At 48.3% G+C, this 17,615-nt stretch carries 12 protein-coding genes and 1 pseudogene; 4 read left to right on the forward strand and 9 right to left on the reverse strand.

Going from position 1 to position 17,615, the window contains the following annotated elements:
* Positions 1–9 precede the first annotated feature (9 nt).
* Together AADB16_RS13890 and AADB16_RS13895 are read right to left on the reverse strand one after the other, a co-directional pair.
* Complete coding sequence (locus AADB16_RS13890; RefSeq protein ID WP_410804089.1) at positions 10–1,206, reverse strand: GGDEF domain-containing protein; 1,197 nt, start codon at positions 1,204–1,206, stop codon at positions 10–12.
* A 2,410-nt stretch (positions 1,207–3,616) separates the two neighbouring features.
* Entirely contained in the window at positions 3,617–3,844 is a 228-nt protein-coding gene (locus AADB16_RS13895) for a hypothetical protein (protein ID WP_410804090.1), read from the reverse strand.
* Positions 3,845–4,147: 303 nt separating this feature from the next.
* Between AADB16_RS13895 and AADB16_RS13900 the strand changes: the two genes are divergently transcribed.
* Entirely contained in the window at positions 4,148–4,903 is a 756-nt protein-coding gene (locus AADB16_RS13900) for a GntR family transcriptional regulator (protein ID WP_410804091.1), read from the forward strand.
* An 819-nt stretch (positions 4,904–5,722) separates the two neighbouring features.
* On the opposite strand, the gene AADB16_RS13905 is transcribed toward AADB16_RS13900, so the two are convergent.
* From AADB16_RS13905 to AADB16_RS13915, 3 genes are all read right to left on the reverse strand, one after another.
* Positions 5,723–6,838 (reverse strand): porin, encoded by a 1,116-nt coding sequence (locus AADB16_RS13905; protein ID WP_410804093.1) that lies wholly within the window; start codon positions 6,836–6,838, stop codon positions 5,723–5,725.
* Positions 6,839–6,916: 78 nt separating this feature from the next.
* On the reverse strand, positions 6,917–7,165 hold the full coding sequence (locus tag AADB16_RS13910; RefSeq protein ID WP_410804095.1) for a hypothetical protein: 249 nt from the start codon (positions 7,163–7,165) through the stop codon (positions 6,917–6,919).
* A gap of 11 nt (positions 7,166–7,176) precedes the next feature.
* Positions 7,177–8,532 (reverse strand): TRAP transporter large permease subunit, encoded by a 1,356-nt coding sequence (locus AADB16_RS13915; protein ID WP_410804097.1) that lies wholly within the window; start codon positions 8,530–8,532, stop codon positions 7,177–7,179.
* 1,525 nt (positions 8,533–10,057) lie between these two features.
* On the opposite strand from AADB16_RS13915, the gene AADB16_RS13920 reads away from it, so the two are divergent.
* Positions 10,058–11,419, forward strand: coding sequence for an acyclic terpene utilization AtuA family protein (locus tag AADB16_RS13920; RefSeq protein WP_410804098.1), 1,362 nt, complete (start codon positions 10,058–10,060; stop codon positions 11,417–11,419).
* A gap of 16 nt (positions 11,420–11,435) precedes the next feature.
* Positions 11,436–11,756: a DUF4387 domain-containing protein gene (locus AADB16_RS13925; protein WP_410804100.1), complete on the forward strand. Its 321-nt coding sequence runs from the start codon at positions 11,436–11,438 to the stop codon at positions 11,754–11,756.
* A gap of 1,023 nt (positions 11,757–12,779) precedes the next feature.
* Here AADB16_RS13925 and AADB16_RS13930 read toward each other — a convergent pair.
* The 3 genes from AADB16_RS13930 to istA all read right to left on the reverse strand — a co-directional run bounded on the left by AADB16_RS13930 (position 12,780) and on the right by istA (position 15,484).
* Entirely contained in the window at positions 12,780–13,088 is a 309-nt protein-coding gene (locus AADB16_RS13930; RefSeq protein ID WP_410804102.1) for a hypothetical protein, read from the reverse strand.
* Positions 13,089–13,190: 102 nt separating this feature from the next.
* Positions 13,191–13,931, reverse strand: a complete 741-nt coding sequence (istB, locus tag AADB16_RS13935; RefSeq protein WP_410804104.1) for an IS21-like element helper ATPase IstB — start codon at positions 13,929–13,931, stop codon at positions 13,191–13,193.
* Positions 13,932–13,942: 11 nt separating this feature from the next.
* On the reverse strand, positions 13,943–15,484 hold the full coding sequence (gene istA, locus AADB16_RS13940; protein WP_410804105.1) for an IS21 family transposase: 1,542 nt from the start codon (positions 15,482–15,484) through the stop codon (positions 13,943–13,945).
* A 225-nt stretch (positions 15,485–15,709) separates the two neighbouring features.
* On the opposite strand from istA, the pseudogene ppk1 reads away from it, so the two are divergent.
* A pseudogene (gene ppk1 / locus AADB16_RS13945) lies at positions 15,710–16,822 on the forward strand (polyphosphate kinase 1); the annotation flags it as partial.
* Positions 16,823–16,824: 2 nt separating this feature from the next.
* Here the strand turns inward: ppk1 and AADB16_RS13950 are convergent.
* Positions 16,825–17,559 carry a ParA family protein gene (locus AADB16_RS13950; RefSeq protein WP_410804107.1) on the reverse strand — a complete coding sequence of 245 codons (735 nt, stop codon included), beginning with the start codon at positions 17,557–17,559 and terminating at the stop codon, positions 16,825–16,827.
* Between the last annotated feature and the right edge of the window lie 56 nt (positions 17,560–17,615).

The following is a 17,615-nucleotide window of genomic DNA, read 5'->3' on the forward strand; positions in this document are numbered from 1 at the left end:
CAGGAAGCACTAGAAGCTTTTTGGGCTGCCACAAGAAGCCGTTAGAAAAGGCTGTTTTCCCTGACAAAAAACTGCCCGGTTCCGCCCCGCATTCTTCGCTTTATAGAGGGCAATGTCAGCGCGCTCAAGAAGGTGAGCTCGAGCCTCCCCTCCAATTGATACAGCAACCCCCATACTGGCGGTCACTCTCCCGGTGCCCTCAGGTAGAGGAAACGTAGCTTTAGCGATTGCGACTTGAAGGCGTAGCACAAATTCATGAGCAGCCAAACTATCAGAGTCGCGCAAAAGAATAGCAAACTCCTCCCCGCCTATTCGCCCCATAATGTCGCCCCCTCGCACAGTTCTCCGCATCAAACTTCCGAAAGTGCAAAGAACATCGTCACCAGCAGCATGGCCAAAGCTGTCGTTTATCCGCTTGAAGTGGTCAAGATCGCACAAGATCATAGCCATGGGTCCATGCGTTTTGGCAATATACCGATCAGCGCGCTCTTCGAAACCTCTACGGTTAAGAATACCCGTCAGGCGATCAAGGTCACGCTCCTCCTGCAATTCTTCAATCACATCAGTTATCGCCGCCGCAAGAATAATGAAGGCTAAGGCCGCACCCAAAACGGCGAGAGATAGCTGTAATGTGCGCCAAAACAACGTTTCACCAAAGAGCTCTGGGGTTCCTGGGAAAGACGCTTCCACAGTCATGATTGTGCGGGGGAAGAACTGGACAGCAAACACAACAAGTGTCCAGAACAGCGCCTTATCAATCATGCGCCCTCTGCTCAGTTTGGTTACCCTTAACGCGGTGACAAAAAAAATCAGGCCCACACCAAAATTCTGAATGTAAATACGCATGGTCAAATTCCAATCAACATAAATAAAATACCAAATCAAAAAACTGAACATTCCGAAAACCAACACGGCATTAAGCGACCCGAACCGCTTACCCGAGTGCAATAGAATGCCTTCAGCTACTGCAAGCACAGCGTAAATATAAAAAACATTGGAAATAATCGCATTGAGACCAGAATCTGCCGGCCGGCATAATATCTGAGCGAGCACCCCTAGAGAAAATGAAAAGCAGCCGCTAGCAAGCAGCAGCAAGTAATGCCTCTTCCGCTCAAGCGTCCAAGCCCACAGAAATGCAACACCAAACACTCCTAGCGTGCCTGGTGCGACTAAAAATAACGCCAGGTGACCAGCCTCCTCGGTCATCGTAATGCAGCCCCTAATCGAAGGGATTTTAATTTATACATCACTCGCCCAAAACACATGATCCCCTGCACCGACTCTGTTTTAAACTATAAAAGGTGTGCCGTTTGCGCCCGAACAAGTAGGAATCTAACCACCCCCAACACCTTAACGTGGCCATAGCACCCAGCTTTGGAGGATCCAAACGCCCATGCCGAACCATCTAAAACTGCAGTTTCCAAACATCACTACGATTAACTACAGCTTCCTAGTCGCTCGTTTTTTTCATCGCTAATCGCTGACCCTCCGGCAAGGCAACCTGCCTCATAAACAAAAACAGGCACTGCCCGCTAGGGCATGCAGGAACGCTTGCCGCAACAACTTATGGTATGTGGAACTGGCTTCGGGCGGGAAAGTGGAGACTAGAGCTGTATCTAAAGCTACGTTCCGTGTCTTTATCTGAACGGAAGTTAGTTTAACAAGACCAGATACCGTATGCCACAGCTAGATCGCCTCTGGTATCAGTTTGCCTATACGGTGCAAAATCGACAAAAAATAGCAGCTCATTCAATACCTAGCTCAAACTTTTAATTCTGATACCGGGGCCTTGGAGCTAAAATTATGCTCGTCAAATGGCGGCCATATGATCGTTGGGCTCTCAGCACCGAACTTGCATGGCCCTGAGCGATTGGAAAGATTGGCTCTCGGCTTAGTATTACTGACCCTGGCCAGTTCAAGGCTACCTGGTGGCAGGTCTCAATGACTTAAGAACGGGGTAAGCAATAAGATTAGTGTGAAGCATTGGATCTAATACTTTAAGCGCCTAACACAAGTTCGAGATATCCCAGAGTGCGTAGCAACACGTTTCATTCGAATAGCCTTTAGGATGCTCTATTCTTTTAGCATTAAAATATCTCGAGGTGAAGATTCTGCGCCAACGCTGCCACAAATTATATTGCTGCTTATTCTAACCATTCTTTCTGCATTCCCCGACCTCGCGCTAGCTGAAAATGCCACTTCTGAGGCCTGCCTTGGCAGCAAGCATTTGGTCATAGAAATTCGGTACTGTGAACACGAGGCTATCAAACCGAATAGTCATCCGTCCGAATTGCGAGCAGGTTTTTTGTATGAGCCAAGTGTTGTGAGAGTGGCTGTATCCGCTGAAGTTAGCGGCTTCGTTTCGTCCGATTACGTCACAATTGGATATAGACTCAACGCAATCAAAGACTCGTCCGACACGCTCTTGCCTCACTGTACTGGCACACGAACGACAAGTAGTGGAAAAATCTCGGGAAGTGGGCAGCTATTGCTAAATAAAGACATGCGGATCCATCTGTTTGGCGCGCATTACAAAAGTGCCTCAGGAATACTCCACATCAATATTTCAGCGAGGTTGTTGGAACTCACCAGTTCTTGAGGGCCGGTTTAACAGTTCCAATAATTGCAACCGAAGCTGTTAAGGGCGTGCGGTAGCATGCCTTCGATCAAAAATAGAGTGAATCAGTAATGGTCGTTATAGAAACAGACCATGCCGTTTCAGTTCGAGCAACTGAGAAGGCTGGGAGCGCCTGCTACACAATGCAAACGTTTCATTATGGGAGGGCTCGGTTTTATCGGATGACGAATGAAGTCCGCCATCAAAGGCCATGCTGAATTAGTAGTATCTTGGATTCAACAACTCAACTCCAGTAGAGCTCTGGATTAATTTCCTCAACCATTACAGGCTCTACCGGAACTTGCGACACTCATTGTTCAGCATCTGTGTTCTTTACGGTTTCAGATCGCAACTTATAGATACAGCCCATCTGATACCAATCTACTTCAGTACCCCTCAGCAATATCCGAGGTGGGGGGCGCTGTGCGAGATCAATCGAGAAAACTGCACGGAGGCCCAGAGGGTAATATGTAATTGCAAACGGAACAGCTAAATATCACTCTGAGACGGTGCAAGCATCGTACTCGTTATCAACCTCACCACGCCCAATGCCCGGCCGGTAACTCTCCAGTTGCCGCAGTGACCCATGCTTTGAGTCACTCGATAGCGCCAGAGTCGCGGATGTCATTTGCGGCTGGCATACTGGCTTCTTTGTTCCGGGTGGAACATAACATTCTCCGGCCGACCATGTTGTTGCCGGGCATGATCCAGAGAATTTACAGCTAGGCTGCATACATATTATCAGAGCCAGACACTCAGCCTCCACACGGTTCCGCCGTTGGCGGTATTCGTAGTAACTGAAGCGATTGGCATAAAACGCATTACAGATCGTTTTCGTTGGCATTTGCTCAGTTAACTGGTCTGTCAGGGCGTACGATTCATCTCGTCCGACATCAAGACAGCGTTAGCCTATTTTTTATGTCTTTTTCCTGCTCAAGGCGTTCGTAGCGGGCTTCCAACTCATGAATACGGTAGCTACTACGGGGTGAATGCTTTGCCCTACGGAGTGACACCGTCACGTTTCTCTGACGGCTGGATAACCCAGCGTTGAATAGCGCTTTCACCAGTCTCCAAGGACACACTCGCCCGCGGAATTGTGTAACCCCGATCCAGCACCAGGCTAGCTGCTTTCTGTTTGAATTCAGGAGAAAGGAACGTCGCTTTTTGGTCATCAGACGCCTCGTTTATGGTGGCGATATTTCCGCCTACGTTGGTGATCGGAGTCATCGAGCCACTACGCAATGGCTGTGTGCGAGCGCAGCGACTTGCCTGCCAAGGGAACGGTAGTCGATGTCTGAAGGTAGTAAGGCACGCGCGATCCATTAAACTAATTAACAGCTTATAGAAAACTGATATAATGATATGATAATGTAGGTGTTGAGATCGAAATAAATGCGCCTCTGAGTGATTTTAAGGAGTTCTATGTAATTTGTGCAGCTGGTGACCAGTTGTTTTTAAAAGGTTCGTTTTCTGTTATTTGTGTTGGTGAAAAATTAAAATCAATATTAAACATTAAGTTGACACTTAATTATGACTCTTGATAAATCAGCGCTACCACTATACAAAAAGTTATACAAAGAGATTAAAAAAAATATAGAAAGTAGGACTTGGGAAGAAGGTGATAAAATCCCGTCGGAAAAAGAGCTTTGTGAAAAATATAATGTTAGTAGGATCACGGTTAGGCGCTCTATTAGTATGCTGGAGTCCGATGGCCTAATTAAGACAGTGAAAGGGGCGGGAAGCTTTGCTCAAAAAATAAAGTACGACCAGACTCTATCTAAAATGGTAAGTTTCAATAAAACCCTTACTGAAAAAGGGGTTAAAGGATCTACAAAAGTAGGGAGAGTAGATTCTATTTTTTCAGGTTTTTTAATTGGTGGGTTATTAAACCTATCAGCTGAAGAGTCGGTTTTGAAGCTGACTCTAATAGGAGAGGGTGATGGCAAGCCAATAGTGCAATACGAAAGTTATTTTCCTTTATCACTTGGGTTTAAAATTTCTGAAAAAGCCAAAGAATTCGAGAAAAGAAAACAAGCGTTCTCTACTATTGATTTATATAAGGAAATAGAAGGGGATAGGCCGAACCGAATTAAGCAAACACTAGAGGCCACTGTTTCAGATGAGAATTTGTCACGCTCTCTTAAAGTAAAAGAAGGCACCTCAATTTTAAGGGTCACTTCTGTAATTTACTTTAATGAGACCCCTTTAGAATATCGTGTAGCGTGCTACTTAGGTGCGGAATATAAATTTTCTACTGAAAGAACTCTCCAAGATGCTTACAGTTGAAAGCTTGGCCAGCTCTGGTTCTTCGTGATTGGAATTGATCGATATGCGGTTCGGGCTGGCCCCACTTCCGTAAGCCAATAAATTCGTACCTTTTTTGCGCGTACGGTCGAGCCACGCTGATTCCTTGGTCGCAGCAGGAAAGTTATCGATCGCCTTCGCTCAGATCTTTGAACTGTAAGTTCTGTAAGCGCCCTTAAATTGACCGGACGGCACTATCAGTGCCGAAACCCTATGTGTCCGCGTAGTTGTGTGTCACAGCAATGCCGTCCTGACATATAGGAGTTGACCAAACTGCATGAGAAATCGTTGACGTGATGGAGGAACCAAGCTGACCTGTTCTCCTTTGGCTTAACCGTTGTCTTAAGCAGCGGAGGAAAAGGCTCTTAAGGTAAGAGCGGAGAGGGCGGGTACAAGCGAGCTATCGTTAGGGTGCCGAAATTGACAGGCGATATCAAAACCGGGGGCCACAACTAGCTCTGGGAATAGCTCGTCGGAAACCTATTTTTTGGGATAAGCCGGTATCTTGCATATTAGCGAAAGCAGGTTACTGAAGCGGCAAAGGCTGAGAATCCGCGAGAGCCGGTCTGGTGATATCCGAAACTTTGGCCTGTCTGAGTCGGTCACCCTGAGTCCGGAAAAGGCGGTCAAATGTGAAAGAGCTTATAGCTAACAAACGACATCTACGTTGACAGACTCTGAGAGCCGCGCCCACCAAGGTGCAACGCGACATCATGTCTGATACGCAAAAAAACCGCACCGATAATCTGGTGCGGCAAGAATTGGGTTACTTACCCGTGCAGGACAATATTTACAGACCGGTCAGAACTTGAGTCGCCCCCCGATTAGTACAGTGTCAATATCCTTAAAGTCCGCACCAGCACGATCCAGCGAGTGGTTGTTGTAGCCGGCATAGGCTTCAAACCACTTGATCGGGGTAAAGACATAGCCAACCCCCACGGTTTCCGCAGAGTCGCCCTTCTCAACGCGGTCTTCTGTTTTCATAAAGTGGATATCAAACGCATGCTTGCCGACTTTATAGCCTACCTTGGCGAGGTAAAAATCAGCATCCGGATTAGCCGGGTCATCGTCACTGGTGGTTGAATAGGCTCCCGTGAGGTTGATACCCGTGTCATGCAACCACGACAGTGAGCCCCCAAGGGTTTCAAAATCGTCAGCTACGCCGCCTACATTCCTGACTGAATAACCCAGAGCGCCTTCAATTTTCCCGCCGAGCTGACCCGAAAACCTGACGCCAACTTCGGTCACATTGTCCTCACCCCTAATGCCCTGGCTTATCACTGGTTTAAAGGCGCCCAAAGCGGGTAGATCATACCTTACACGGCTATAGCGGCTCTCGAAGTCCTGGTCACTCATTGCGGCCCCGAGCCCGACCCGCGTATTGGTGGCCGCGTCAAGAAAATCCAGACTGCCACCCACCAGCGCGGGATTGGTCCAGGAAATAACACCTGTGCCAGACAGATCCCGTTCGATATTTCCGTTCGCTGCCCCATCACCTTGACCGAGCGATACTTTACCAAAGTCGCCTGAAACAAATATGTTCAGGTGACGCTCTTTAAATTCGCCACTTATTGATCGTTCTTCGAGAGACACTTTACTAGAGGGGTTCTGCTGGTACCCCAGTTCCACATGGGCGCCGATTGTTAGATCTGTGCCATCCAAATTGCCTTTCAGTTTGGCTCCGATCCGGCTCCCACTGTTGTCGTTATCGACAATGAAGTGCTCACTGCCATCACCGCTGTCTCCATACATAAGGCCATAGTTTAATTGGCCAAAGACATCAACAACGATGTCCGAAACAGGCGCTTCACTTAAAATATTCGGCACTTTTGACTGCGCAACCGCAACGGGAGCGGAGAAGCCGCAGACAATCAATGCAATACAAGATACTAGGCTTTTTGTGTTCTCGTTTTTCATTTTAATATTTCTCTTTTAATGGTAATTTTTTATTTTCGTTAAGATAATAGTTATTATCTATGTGCTTATGGTAAATAATTAATTGTTGTTTTTAATATCAAATTTCAACCCATGTTCTTTTGAAATATAAATATGAAGTAGTCCAACAAATACAGCGAATGTGGCAACGTACATGCTAATACTCTTCAAGTACAGTGTGTAGCTTGAAAGAGCAGCTGCAGTCTCCCCGCCTATTGTTAAAGCGATAATAAACATAACTCCAATCAAAAAGGCGAGAAAGAGCGTAAGTGCACACAAGACTGAGAATAAAACTAGGAGTTTTTTCATGGTTCTTTCCTTTATAAAAATATAATTGGCAGGATTCCAGCAACAAGAATCATAGTCATTAGGAGGTGTGATGCTATCCACACTAGAGCCAACTTACATGTCATTATGAAATCCGATTTAGCTATGCCCATAGCGACAAAAAGTCCAAGGGCAAGTGGAGGAGTCATACCTTCCATTGCACCTGTCATAGCTGGCAGCATAATTGCTAATTGCAAAGGATCTCCTCCCAGCGCACCAAAAACACTAATCATTGATCCACCGAGAATAGCGACTTGTGCGGACCCTGGAAGAACCATGCCGAGTATGCAAAAGAATAGTGGAAGGATTATGACCAGTGCACCGACACTGAGATCTAAAGAAACAAACCAACTTTGTATCTCATCATTAGCCCCCATGCCCAAAAAAGCTTGAGAGAGCGAATAGGCCAAATAAATTGTTGCTGCAACAGGCACTATATTAGGTAAAGCGGTTCGTAGTATGATCATTATTTCATTGACCCCAAAGACAGTATCGCCCTTCTTTGAGATTAAAATGGCATATGCAGCAGCAATACCAGGCGTGAACATCATTACTGATTTTGAGAAGTACACAGCGCCGTCTACCCCAAGCCGACTAATTAATATGTGATCTGGAAGGGCGGACAGAAATAAAGGTATGAATATGAAAACTGGCAACAAAAGCGCGTGCCATCCATCTCTAAATGACTCTTTAAATGAAGGAATATCTTCTTTTGGTATGGGTTTAACATTCTCAATTTTGCATAGAATCATTAGCGTTAGAATACGCTGTAGTATGAACCATAGCCCAACTAAATATGAAGCGATAAGCCAGCTTCCTAACGTCAAATTTCCTGGTGCAAATGAGTCATAAATGCCAAAAGTGAGAAATATTATTCCAGCGGGTGGTATTACGTTGCCGAGCATGCTGGCTGACATTTCTGTAGTGGCTGCCAAGTGGGGGGTAAAGCCGGACTTCTTCATTAACGGTATTGTGAATACACCTGATGCTGCTACGTTACCAGGTCCAGTTCCCGACAACGAAGCCATAAATGCACTTGCAGCAAGAGCTACATAGCCAGCCCCTCCACTGAACTTTCCTACTAAAGCTAGTAAAATATTTACAATTTTTGATACTGCATGAGTTGCATCAAATATTGCGGCCAAGGCTAAGAAAGCAAAGATCGTAAAGAAAAGAGAACTGTTTGCAGGAAAAATCAAGTAATCAAAAAAGCTAGACCACTGTCCAGTAACAGCGACTATACCTAATAGGGATAAAGCCATTATTTCATACATTGGCCTTTTGAAGAATATAAACAAAACTGCCACGAAGGCAATTAAGGAAAGCATTAACATTAACGCAAATGGCATAGTGGAACCTTTATTGTTTTAGGTGGCTGATTTTCGTGTTGCATTCCGTTGTTGGTGGTTTGGGTGGTTGAGCCGAATTTTTAGGTTATTTTCACAAACTATTCTTCCGTTAACTCACAACGATATTTCCATTTTAACTAAAGGCATCAAGCTACCTAGTGCGATAGCCGCAAGTATTTCTCATAGCGCGCTTGATGCGCTTGCACGAGATCCTGATATAACATGTCATAACATCTTCGAATGTTCGCAAATAAAAATGCAGCTAGTCAATATAATTTACATTCCATTTTCGCCTAACGATATTCCATGCGGGAATATAGGGGATGTTGTTAGGAGGGTTTGCAATTGCTGAGCTGACATGAGTGTTTGTCCAAAGCCGAGCATGCGGGCTGCGTATTGCAGGTATCATGTAAAGCGTTCCTTGCAGGGCTGGGGCGCAAAGCACCTTGCGCAAGTTGTGTTTTGCGGTGGTTGGTCGTCAGCTTGGCTCATTCTTCCAGGTAAGATTTTTCAGTCTTTTTGCGCGCTCGCCACTGCTGAATCTGGTTGGCATAGAATCAGGATGTTGTCCTAGGTGATTCATTTGCTCGACGAGGGGTCAGAGAGGTTTTGCGATCGGTGGGCTGCCTTGCGCCGGGGCTGCCGCAGGCTATGGTCATGATCAAGTGCACTAGCATATTGGAGTAGGTTCATATCCACTATCCACTATTCACTGTCGGTGATAACGACCACCTAAGGATTGGCTTTTAGCAAGGGCGTGGTAGCACGGCGCTTCGAATGTGTCCGGTGATGCTTATCATTAAGCTCAGTTGTAAGGGCGACCGTCCCGCCTTTAAGTTGACCTCAGGGCGCTTGGGCTCTGTCCATCGATTCAGACTGCGCCCCAGTTGTGCTTTATACGTTCAGCGGCACGTATAGGCTTCGATCCGAGCGCTGGCGCTATGAGGTAAAGTGTCTGGACTTCATGTCTGTCTGTTTGCCCTTAGCCCCTAGAGGTAAAGTACAGGAGGAGGGATCTAGTGCCAGCATGCGGCGGGATGCTAGTGCATTAGCAATCTGACGCCAAATACATGCCGTTCTCTCGGGTACAGATTAGAGTGCGGCTCACGTTGACTTTGCGCCTCCACGACATCAGGTGGTGGTCGGTGCACAGGCCTGTCCCAGAACGCGCAGTGCAAATGGTTATTGCCGGCTTTGCCCTCCCCTCCTCTAAGTGCAATGACCTATGCACCTCGGCTAGATCACCGCCCGCTGGTAGGCTACCAGCGCCGATCCGCTCGTGCTGTACCCTGTGCCTCTTTCAGAGTCGGCGGTTCTCAAACCAAGTTTTTCTCGCAGAATTGTTTTTTCCTGAACATGTGGGGATGCCCTTTCTTAGATGATTAGCTTTTCCGGCCTTGTCGGGTGGTTAAAAGTCGGCAAAATAATTCACGCTTAAGAAAAGCGGAAAATTCGTTGACGCGAGCCAGGATACATGCATATACTTTGAGCCTGTTATAACAACTACAGTACAGGTGACTGCAAAATGAATAAATCTTTGAAAATTATCTGCCCTAATGGCCATCTTGGCTTTGCTCCACTAAAAACGGGAAGCTTTCATATAGGTATTGAGGCTGGTCCTGATGTGATTGCTGCAGACTCTGGCAGTGATGATATTGGTCCGGGCCCCTTAGGTAGTGATACATGTGCAAGCCCGAAAGCTTGGCAGAGGCATGATCTTGAGGAAATGCTATTAGCTTCCCGTAAGAAGAATGTGCCTATGATCATTGGCTCTGCTGGTGACACAGGTAGTAATAGTCGTGTCGACATGTACGTGGAAATGATCCATGAGATTGCCAAGGAGCACGACCTGCCTCCCTTTAAAATTGGCTGGTTTTACTCTGAAGTAAGTCATCAGTATGTGAAAGAAAAAATTCAATCTGGGTCAGTGATTGAGGGGCTTGACGATCGTCAAGCACTGGATATAGAAACACTTGAAAAAACGGAACGAATTGTTGCAATGGCAGGGGTGCACCCATTCCTAGAACTATTAAAGCAAAATTGCGATGTGATAATTGGTGGTCGTAGTTCCGACAGTGCTATTTTTGCAGCCCCGGCACTGTATAACGGTTTCCCAAAAGCTCAGTCATATTATCTAGGAAAAGTTCTTGAGTGTGCATCATTTTGTGCTGAGCCATATGGTGCTAAAGAAACCGTTCTCGGTGAAATAACGCAAGAAGATGTTTCAGTTACAGCAATGCTCCCTGAACAAAGTTGCACAGTTGCTTCTGTATCAGGACATGCTATGTATGAGCGCAGCAATCCTTTTCATGAATATGTTGCGGGTGGTCTACTGGACATGACCAACTGTCATTATGTTCAAGTGAGTGACAAAACAACAAAAGTAACTGGAATGGAATTCCAGGACGCTACAGAGTTTAGAGTGAAGTTGGAGGGGTCCGGTAAAATAGGAGAAAGGTTTGTTGGAATGGCAGGTGTAAGGGATCCTTATACTATAAAAAATATTGACAAGGTCATTGATTGGGCGCGGGATCAAGTAAAGGAAAAGTTTGGAGATAGTGGTTGGGAACTTCATTATAATGTTTTTGGAAGAGATGGGATTATGGGCGATATGGAGCCCTTAAGGAATTCTCCAGCACATGAATTGATGGTGATTGTTCAGGGTATCGCTCCAACAAAGGAGATGGCTGAAGAGGTCGCAGTCACGGGTACTCGCCAACTTTTTTATGCAAGGCTTCCAGAAGTTAAAGGCACCGCCGGAGGGGTATCGTTCATTTTTGATGAGGTTTTACCGGCAAGCGCGGCTTACACCTGGACTCTAAATCATACAATGGCCGTAGATGACCCATTGGAACTTTTCCCTACCCATACAAAGACAGTAGGCTAAAAATAAGGAACGTAAAATGAAAACTAAAAAACTTTCAGAGCTGGCAAAGACTGTTAGAAGTAAGAACGCAGGAACTGATAAGATTACGTTTGATATTATATTTAAAGAAAAGGAGGAGTACGAAAAAGTAAAATCCTCTAAAGTTATTTCAAGAGAGACTGTAGGTAAAATACTAAACATTAGCCAAGATCGCATTTCGGATTTTGTGGAATATGATCCTGCATTTGCAATAAAGTTCACAATCAAGAGGCTAAAGCCGAGCGGAAGTGCGGGAGATGGAGATATTTTCGGAGCACAGCAATATGCACCATTTCTTGATATTGAGGTTCCCGTATAACAGCGTCGATTTAATTTTTAAAATTTGTTGAAACCCTTAAAAAGCTTCATGGACTTTTATCAGTCCATGAAGCTATTGGCCCGCCTAATTAATTGGCTTGCTTATCACAAATAGAGCTGAGACTTGCTCGCGTCACCGATGTGGCAATAGAACCTACACTGTTATACCATCGAAATGGATTTTCCAGTTTTCGTTTAGAACTTGATATATCGGCGATATGGCGGTCTTTAGTTAGCCAACGCTAGCAAGAACACCCTGTTATAGCGCTCGTCGTTCCAGTTGACCAAACCAGCCTTCTTCCGTATTCAATCACGATGCACTACTGATCGGGGTGAGGTGAAGCATATAACACGGGCGATTCTCCGGCCAGATCTTTATGCCGAGTGTTTATGAGTCGAACTCTTGCCCAAAATCAGGTGGGGATCTTGCTCCTTCAGAGTTTCATGGTCGATCTGTCGTAGGAAGTCGAGAAGTTCCTTAGCTCGATGACACTGAGTGTGGCTAACGCCTGGCTATTAGGGCGTGAAGGAGCGCAGTATGGATACGTCTGACCAAAGCCTCTTTTAGTGCTACTTTTTACACCAAAACAATACTCTTTTGAAGGTAAAGCCCCTGCCCTCACCTCTTTTTAAACTCCGCAATCACTTCTTTGATTTGTGCGAATTATTCTGTCCATTGCGTGATGCATTAAGGAGGAAACAATACTGAAACCGGTGGTACATGAAGAAACTACACTATCAGTGTTAATCATAGATACCGGCGACACAGTAATCAAAGGACAATACAGTTCGAAACGTTTGATAAATTGACCGGGAAGGATATACGGGCAGCCTATTCGCCAACGCATGCCAACAATGGTGTTGTCCAGTGCTTCAGTCCGAAACGATCAGAAGAGCCTCTTGCCATTTTCGACCGGAACACCTGGAGCTACCAATGCTACGGCTACGGCACCCGCTTCAGTTTGCACTCTGGTAACCAGGCATTCAGACACAAACGGACCGATCTGTTTGGGAGGAAAATTGGTCACGGTGAGCACCTGCTTTCCATTAAGCATTTCCTTGTCATAGAGCTCAGTGATCTGTGCGCTGGATTTACGAACGCCGACCAGATTAACGCGCAGCTGAAAGCTACCAGATAGCCGTCGAGATTGCGCAAAGCAAACCCGCTGCTGTTGCCTCCAATCAATAACCAGCAACCCGTGAGGGCGAGCACTACGCCCAAGAGGTGCTGTTTTCGCAAGGACTCGCTAGGTAAAAATAAGGTCATCAGAACGATGAACAACGGCCAGAGATAGGCAAGCAGGCTCACATCTACCGCCGGGGCCAGCGTCATGGCTGCGTATTCCGGCGAACGTGAACACTCATTCCGGCTGAACGTGAACACCTTTTTTCTTAACGCATTACCCACCGAGGTTTGTACCCCGGGTGTTCACGTTCAGTCAATTTCCTGAAGTCGTTTTCTCATGGATTCTCCGTTCAGAGCCCAGCGATGGGCGTTGTGCATCAGCCGATCCAGAATGGCGTCGGCCAGAGTGTTGTCGCCGATGGCCGCATACCACTGGTCGGTGGGCAATTGGCTGATGATCATCGTTGAGTGAGTACCGTGCCGGTCATCCATGATCTCCATCAGGTCGTTTCGATGCGCCGGACTCAGGGCTTCCAGTCCCCAGTCGTCCAGGATCAACAGGTTTATTTTGCCCAACTGGTTCAGGGTTTTCTGGTAAGTGCCATCGGCTTTAGCCTGTGTCAGTGCCAGCATTAGCCGGGAGATTCGGTAGTACCGGGCGCTGAGACCGTTCAGACAGGCTTGATGGCCTATGGCACAGCCCAAGTATGTTTTGCCGCTGCCACAGGGGCCGGTGATCAGCAGGTTCTGTCCTCGCTCCAGCCAGTCGGTCTGGGCCAACTGCGCCACTTGGGCTTTCTTGAGATTACGCCGGTGCTGGTAATCGATGTCCTGAACCGAGTCCCGGAGCTTGAAGCGGGCCTGGCGAACCAGGCGATCCTGTTTCCGGTGCTCCCGGGTCTGGCACTCCCGGTCGAGTAACAGCTCCAGCCGTTCAGTGAACGACAGCTCGTCATAGGTACCCGGCTGGTTTTGTTGATGTTCCAGGGCGGCAGCCATGCCGCCCAGTTTTAAGTCCCTCAGTTGTGTCAGGGTTTTGATCGCGTTCATGGGGTCGTGTCCTAGTGGAAGCTCTTCGGGCCACGGATGTTCTCGTGGTGCTGGGGCAATTCTGTGTGCAGGGGCAGTTGTTCCGGCAGCTTGTCGCGGTTGCTCTGGAGAATGGCTTTGATGTGTTTCAGGCGGTTCAGGCCTTCGCGGTTTGCGATACGGCAACTGGCGTTCAGGCGTGAACCGGGGTAGGCCTTACTCAGGTTGAGCAGCCCGAGACAGACCCGGTAGGCCTGTTCCGGATGCTCCCGCTCATCCAACCGGTCACTGACCCAGATTAGGGTGTCTGGCCCGATGTCTCGGGCCCAGCTCTTGAGACGCCCAGGTGTCCACTGTTGTTGTTTTCGGTGGCGTGTAGGCATGTGTCCAGGCTCGGTGGTGATGCCGAACTGATGGCTGCGAGGGTGACTGGCAATCTGCCGTTGCCGGAAGTAGATCTGTACCAGACGTTCACTCGCATGGATCTCCACTCGCTCACCCACATACTGGTGTGGTACTGAGTAATGATGCTGGCTGAACTCGATGTGGTAATCGATATTGACCCGGCAGCGTCGGATGTCCACGTACTCATAAGGGTGCTTCGGTAACGCCCTCAGCGCGGGTTGATCCAGCGTCTTGAAGGCCTCCTGCCGGTTACCCGGGAGTCGTTTGAACGGTCGGCTATTCAGGTCTTCCAACAGTGATCGGATGCACTGATTCAGATCCGCCAGGGTGAAGAAGGTGTGGTGGCGCAACCGGGCCAGTATCCAGCGCTCAACGATCTGCACGCCCACTTCCGCCTTGGATTTGTCTTTGGGCTTGTAGGGCCTCGCTGGCATCACTGCGACCTGATAGTGCGCCGCCAGTTGCTGGTAACTGGGGTTCAGGTCCGGATCGTACCGACAGGCTTTGTTGACACCGCTGCGAAGATTGTCCGGTACCACCATCTCCGGAACACCGCCAAAAAACTCAAACGTGCGCACGTGACTCAACAGCCAGTTCTGCAACTCCTGAGTCCAGGTGGCTTCTGCATAGGTGTAATTGGATGCACCCAGTACGGCGACAAACACTTGAGCCGTGCGGATCTCGCCGGTTTGTGGGTTGACGATGGGAACGGTGGGGCCGCAGTAATCAATAAAGCATTTCTCGCCAGCCTTATGGGTCTGGCGCATGGAGCGCTTTTGCTGCTTCAGCCAGTGGCGGTAGCGATCACAGTATTGCGAGTAGCTGTAACACCGGTTGGGGTATCGAGCGGTGTACTCCTCCCACAGTAATTGTTTGGTGACGACTTTACGTTTGAGTTCCTGGTAAACCGTCATCCAGTCGGGCACCTGATAACGTGACGATGAGGTGGGATCGGAGCCGGGATAGAACATGGCCGCCAGGCGGCCATCGTCCAGCTCCTCTGGCAATGGCCAGGCAATCTCTAAGGCATTGGCCCGAGACAAGAGCTTCTGGATGGATCCGACACTGGTCTTGGTACTGGCGCTGATCTGCCGGATCGAGAGCCCGGCTTCCAGCCGAAGACGAAGTACTTCTCTGATTTTGCGCATTGGCATTCTCTTAGCTGGCATGACCCTGACCCCAAAAAAAGGAATCAGAGTAGCAAGCCGTTGAATAACAATGCGTTAAGAAAGATTCCGCTTGAACGTGAACACCGATTCCGGGAAGGTGAACATCGTTTCCGGAAAATCACCGAAAAGTGTTCATCTTCAGCCGGAATGACTGTTCACGTTCAACCAGAGTCGGTGTTCACGTTCGTCCGGAATCGGTGTTCAGGATGGGCCGGAATATGCACCTTTATACCGGGTCTTCCGAAGGGGCTTCGCAGTGGCAATGAGAGCCTGTTTGATCTAATACGCCAGGAAGATGTACTCCTTCATCATCCGTTTCAGTCTTTCTCTCCCGTTGAGAGTCTGTTGTCTGAATCGGCGCATGACCCTAATGTTCTCGCTATCAGGCAAACTCTCTACCGCACCGGGGCGGACTCACCCATCGTTAACGCCTTAGCCGAAGCCGCTCGCAATGGCAAAGAAGTAACGGTAGTAATTGAGCTCAGAGCCCGTTTTGATGAGGCGGAAAACTTGGCGCTGGCTTCCAAACTTCAGGAGGCGGGCGCGATTGTGATTTACGGCGTAATGGCCTACAAAACCCACGCAAAAATGATGCACATTGTTCGCCGGGAGAACGGCGCCCTTCGCTATTATGCGCATCTGGGCACCGGCAATTACCACTCAAAAACCGCTAAGCTTTACACCGACTACAGCCTTTTTACCGCTAATGTAACCCTGTGCGAAGACGTCAATATGGTGTTCCAGCAGCTCTCAGGGATGGGTAAAGCACGCAACATCTCCACCCTGCTTCACGCGCCTTTTGCTCTACATAATGGTTTGTTACAACTGATAGCCCGGGAGGCCAAAGCAGCCGCGCGGGGTAAAAAAGCGCATTTGATCATCAAGTGTAATTCGCTAACGGAGCCAGAGTTGATCCGCGCTCTGTACCGCGCTTCTCAAGCGGGTGTGCGTTGCGATTTATTGATCCGGGGCATGTGCTGTTTGCGCCCGGGGGTACCGGGGGTTTCTGAAAATATTCGGGTACGGTCTATCGTCGGCCGTTTTCTGGAGCACACCCGGGTGTTTTATTTCCATAATGAAGGGCAGCCCGAGGCCTGGGCCTCCAGTGCCGACTTTATGGAGCGCAATATGTTTCAGCGAGTAGAAACCTGCTTCCCCATCTTGGATAAGAAGTTGGCACAACGGGTGCGAAAGGATCTGGAGACCTATCTGGTCGACAACAGCCAAAGCTGGGATTTAATGGTTGATGGTACGTATGTGAAGCGAACCCCGATAAAAGAAGCTGCTGCGATCAGCGCCCAGGAAACGCTGCTGTATACCCACGCAGCACAGGCTTAATATCAACTTAACCTCTGGGCTATCTCCTGCCATAAAGTGGCGTAGGCCACCGCTGCAGGCGTGCGGGCAGCAAACTGGGATAAAGGCGCCTGCACAATGCCCATTCTCTCAACCACACTGGAACTCGGGATAACCGTGTTCAGGAGTAGTTTATGCTCAGATGAAAGCTGTGCCATGACGTCCAGGTGCAGCGTTTTTCGACGATCTGCCAGCGTAAAAAAAGGCCATACTGAACAAGGGCAGTCCTGCTCATCGAGATGACTACGCAATTGTTTGAGTGTGCGCAGGGAGAGCGTCGTCGGGATCAACGGAACCAGCAAGGCATCCACGCTTGAGAAGACCTGCTCTGAAAGCACCGAAATGCTCGGCGGGCAATCCAGTATAACCAGGTCGTAGTCATCCCTAATGGGCTTGAGTAGTTTACGCAAGTGACTTGGCTTTCTCTCATCAAGCAGTTGATCCAGCTCCCGGGCGTCGAATGAGGCCGGTAACAAGTCCAGCCCTTCCACATCAGTTCCGTAGATCACCTTTTCAAACGAGGCCTTGCCCTTGATGAGCTTGTCTATACCGCCTTTCACCTTGGGCTTTGCCCGTAGATAGTAGGTTGTAGCAGCTTGAGGGTCGAGGTCCCAGAGCAGCACCCGGTAACCGTTTAAAGCGGACTGTGCCGCAAGGTTCACTGCTGAGGCAGTTTTTCCTACCCCGCCTTTGATGCTGTACAACGCTAACATTTTCATGGAGACCTCCAATGTCGGTGGTGGAAAACATTGTACTTTGTTGGAGCCACACTACC

Origin of the sequence: Marinobacter sp. KMM 10035, assembly GCF_046537445.1 — a bacterium.
Classification (GTDB): domain Bacteria; phylum Pseudomonadota; class Gammaproteobacteria; order Pseudomonadales; family Oleiphilaceae; genus Marinobacter; species Marinobacter sediminicola.

What these genes read in the sequence shown, in the direction of transcription:
- AADB16_RS13915 (WP_410804097.1), bottom strand. Translation starts at nt 8,532, where the DNA reads ATGCCATTTGCGTTAATGTTAATGCTTTCCTTAATTGCCTTCGTGGCA.
- AADB16_RS13895 (WP_410804090.1), bottom strand. Translation starts at nt 3,844, where the DNA reads ATGACTCCGATCACCAACGTAGGCGGAAATATCGCCACCATAAACGAG.
- AADB16_RS13925 (WP_410804100.1), top strand. Translation starts at nt 11,436, where the DNA reads ATGAAAACTAAAAAACTTTCAGAGCTGGCAAAGACTGTTAGAAGTAAG.
- istA (WP_410804105.1), bottom strand. Translation starts at nt 15,484, where the DNA reads ATGCCAGCTAAGAGAATGCCAATGCGCAAAATCAGAGAAGTACTTCGT.
- AADB16_RS13890 (WP_410804089.1), bottom strand. Translation starts at nt 1,206, where the DNA reads ATGACCGAGGAGGCTGGTCACCTGGCGTTATTTTTAGTCGCACCAGGC.
- AADB16_RS13910 (WP_410804095.1), bottom strand. Translation starts at nt 7,165, where the DNA reads ATGAAAAAACTCCTAGTTTTATTCTCAGTCTTGTGTGCACTTACGCTC.
- AADB16_RS13950 (WP_410804107.1), bottom strand. Translation starts at nt 17,559, where the DNA reads ATGAAAATGTTAGCGTTGTACAGCATCAAAGGCGGGGTAGGAAAAACT.
- AADB16_RS13930 (WP_410804102.1), bottom strand. Translation starts at nt 13,088, where the DNA reads ATGACGCTGGCCCCGGCGGTAGATGTGAGCCTGCTTGCCTATCTCTGG.
- istB (WP_410804104.1), bottom strand. Translation starts at nt 13,931, where the DNA reads ATGAACGCGATCAAAACCCTGACACAACTGAGGGACTTAAAACTGGGC.
- AADB16_RS13900 (WP_410804091.1), top strand. Translation starts at nt 4,148, where the DNA reads ATGACTCTTGATAAATCAGCGCTACCACTATACAAAAAGTTATACAAA.
- AADB16_RS13920 (WP_410804098.1), top strand. Translation starts at nt 10,058, where the DNA reads ATGAATAAATCTTTGAAAATTATCTGCCCTAATGGCCATCTTGGCTTT.
- AADB16_RS13905 (WP_410804093.1), bottom strand. Translation starts at nt 6,838, where the DNA reads ATGAAAAACGAGAACACAAAAAGCCTAGTATCTTGTATTGCATTGATT.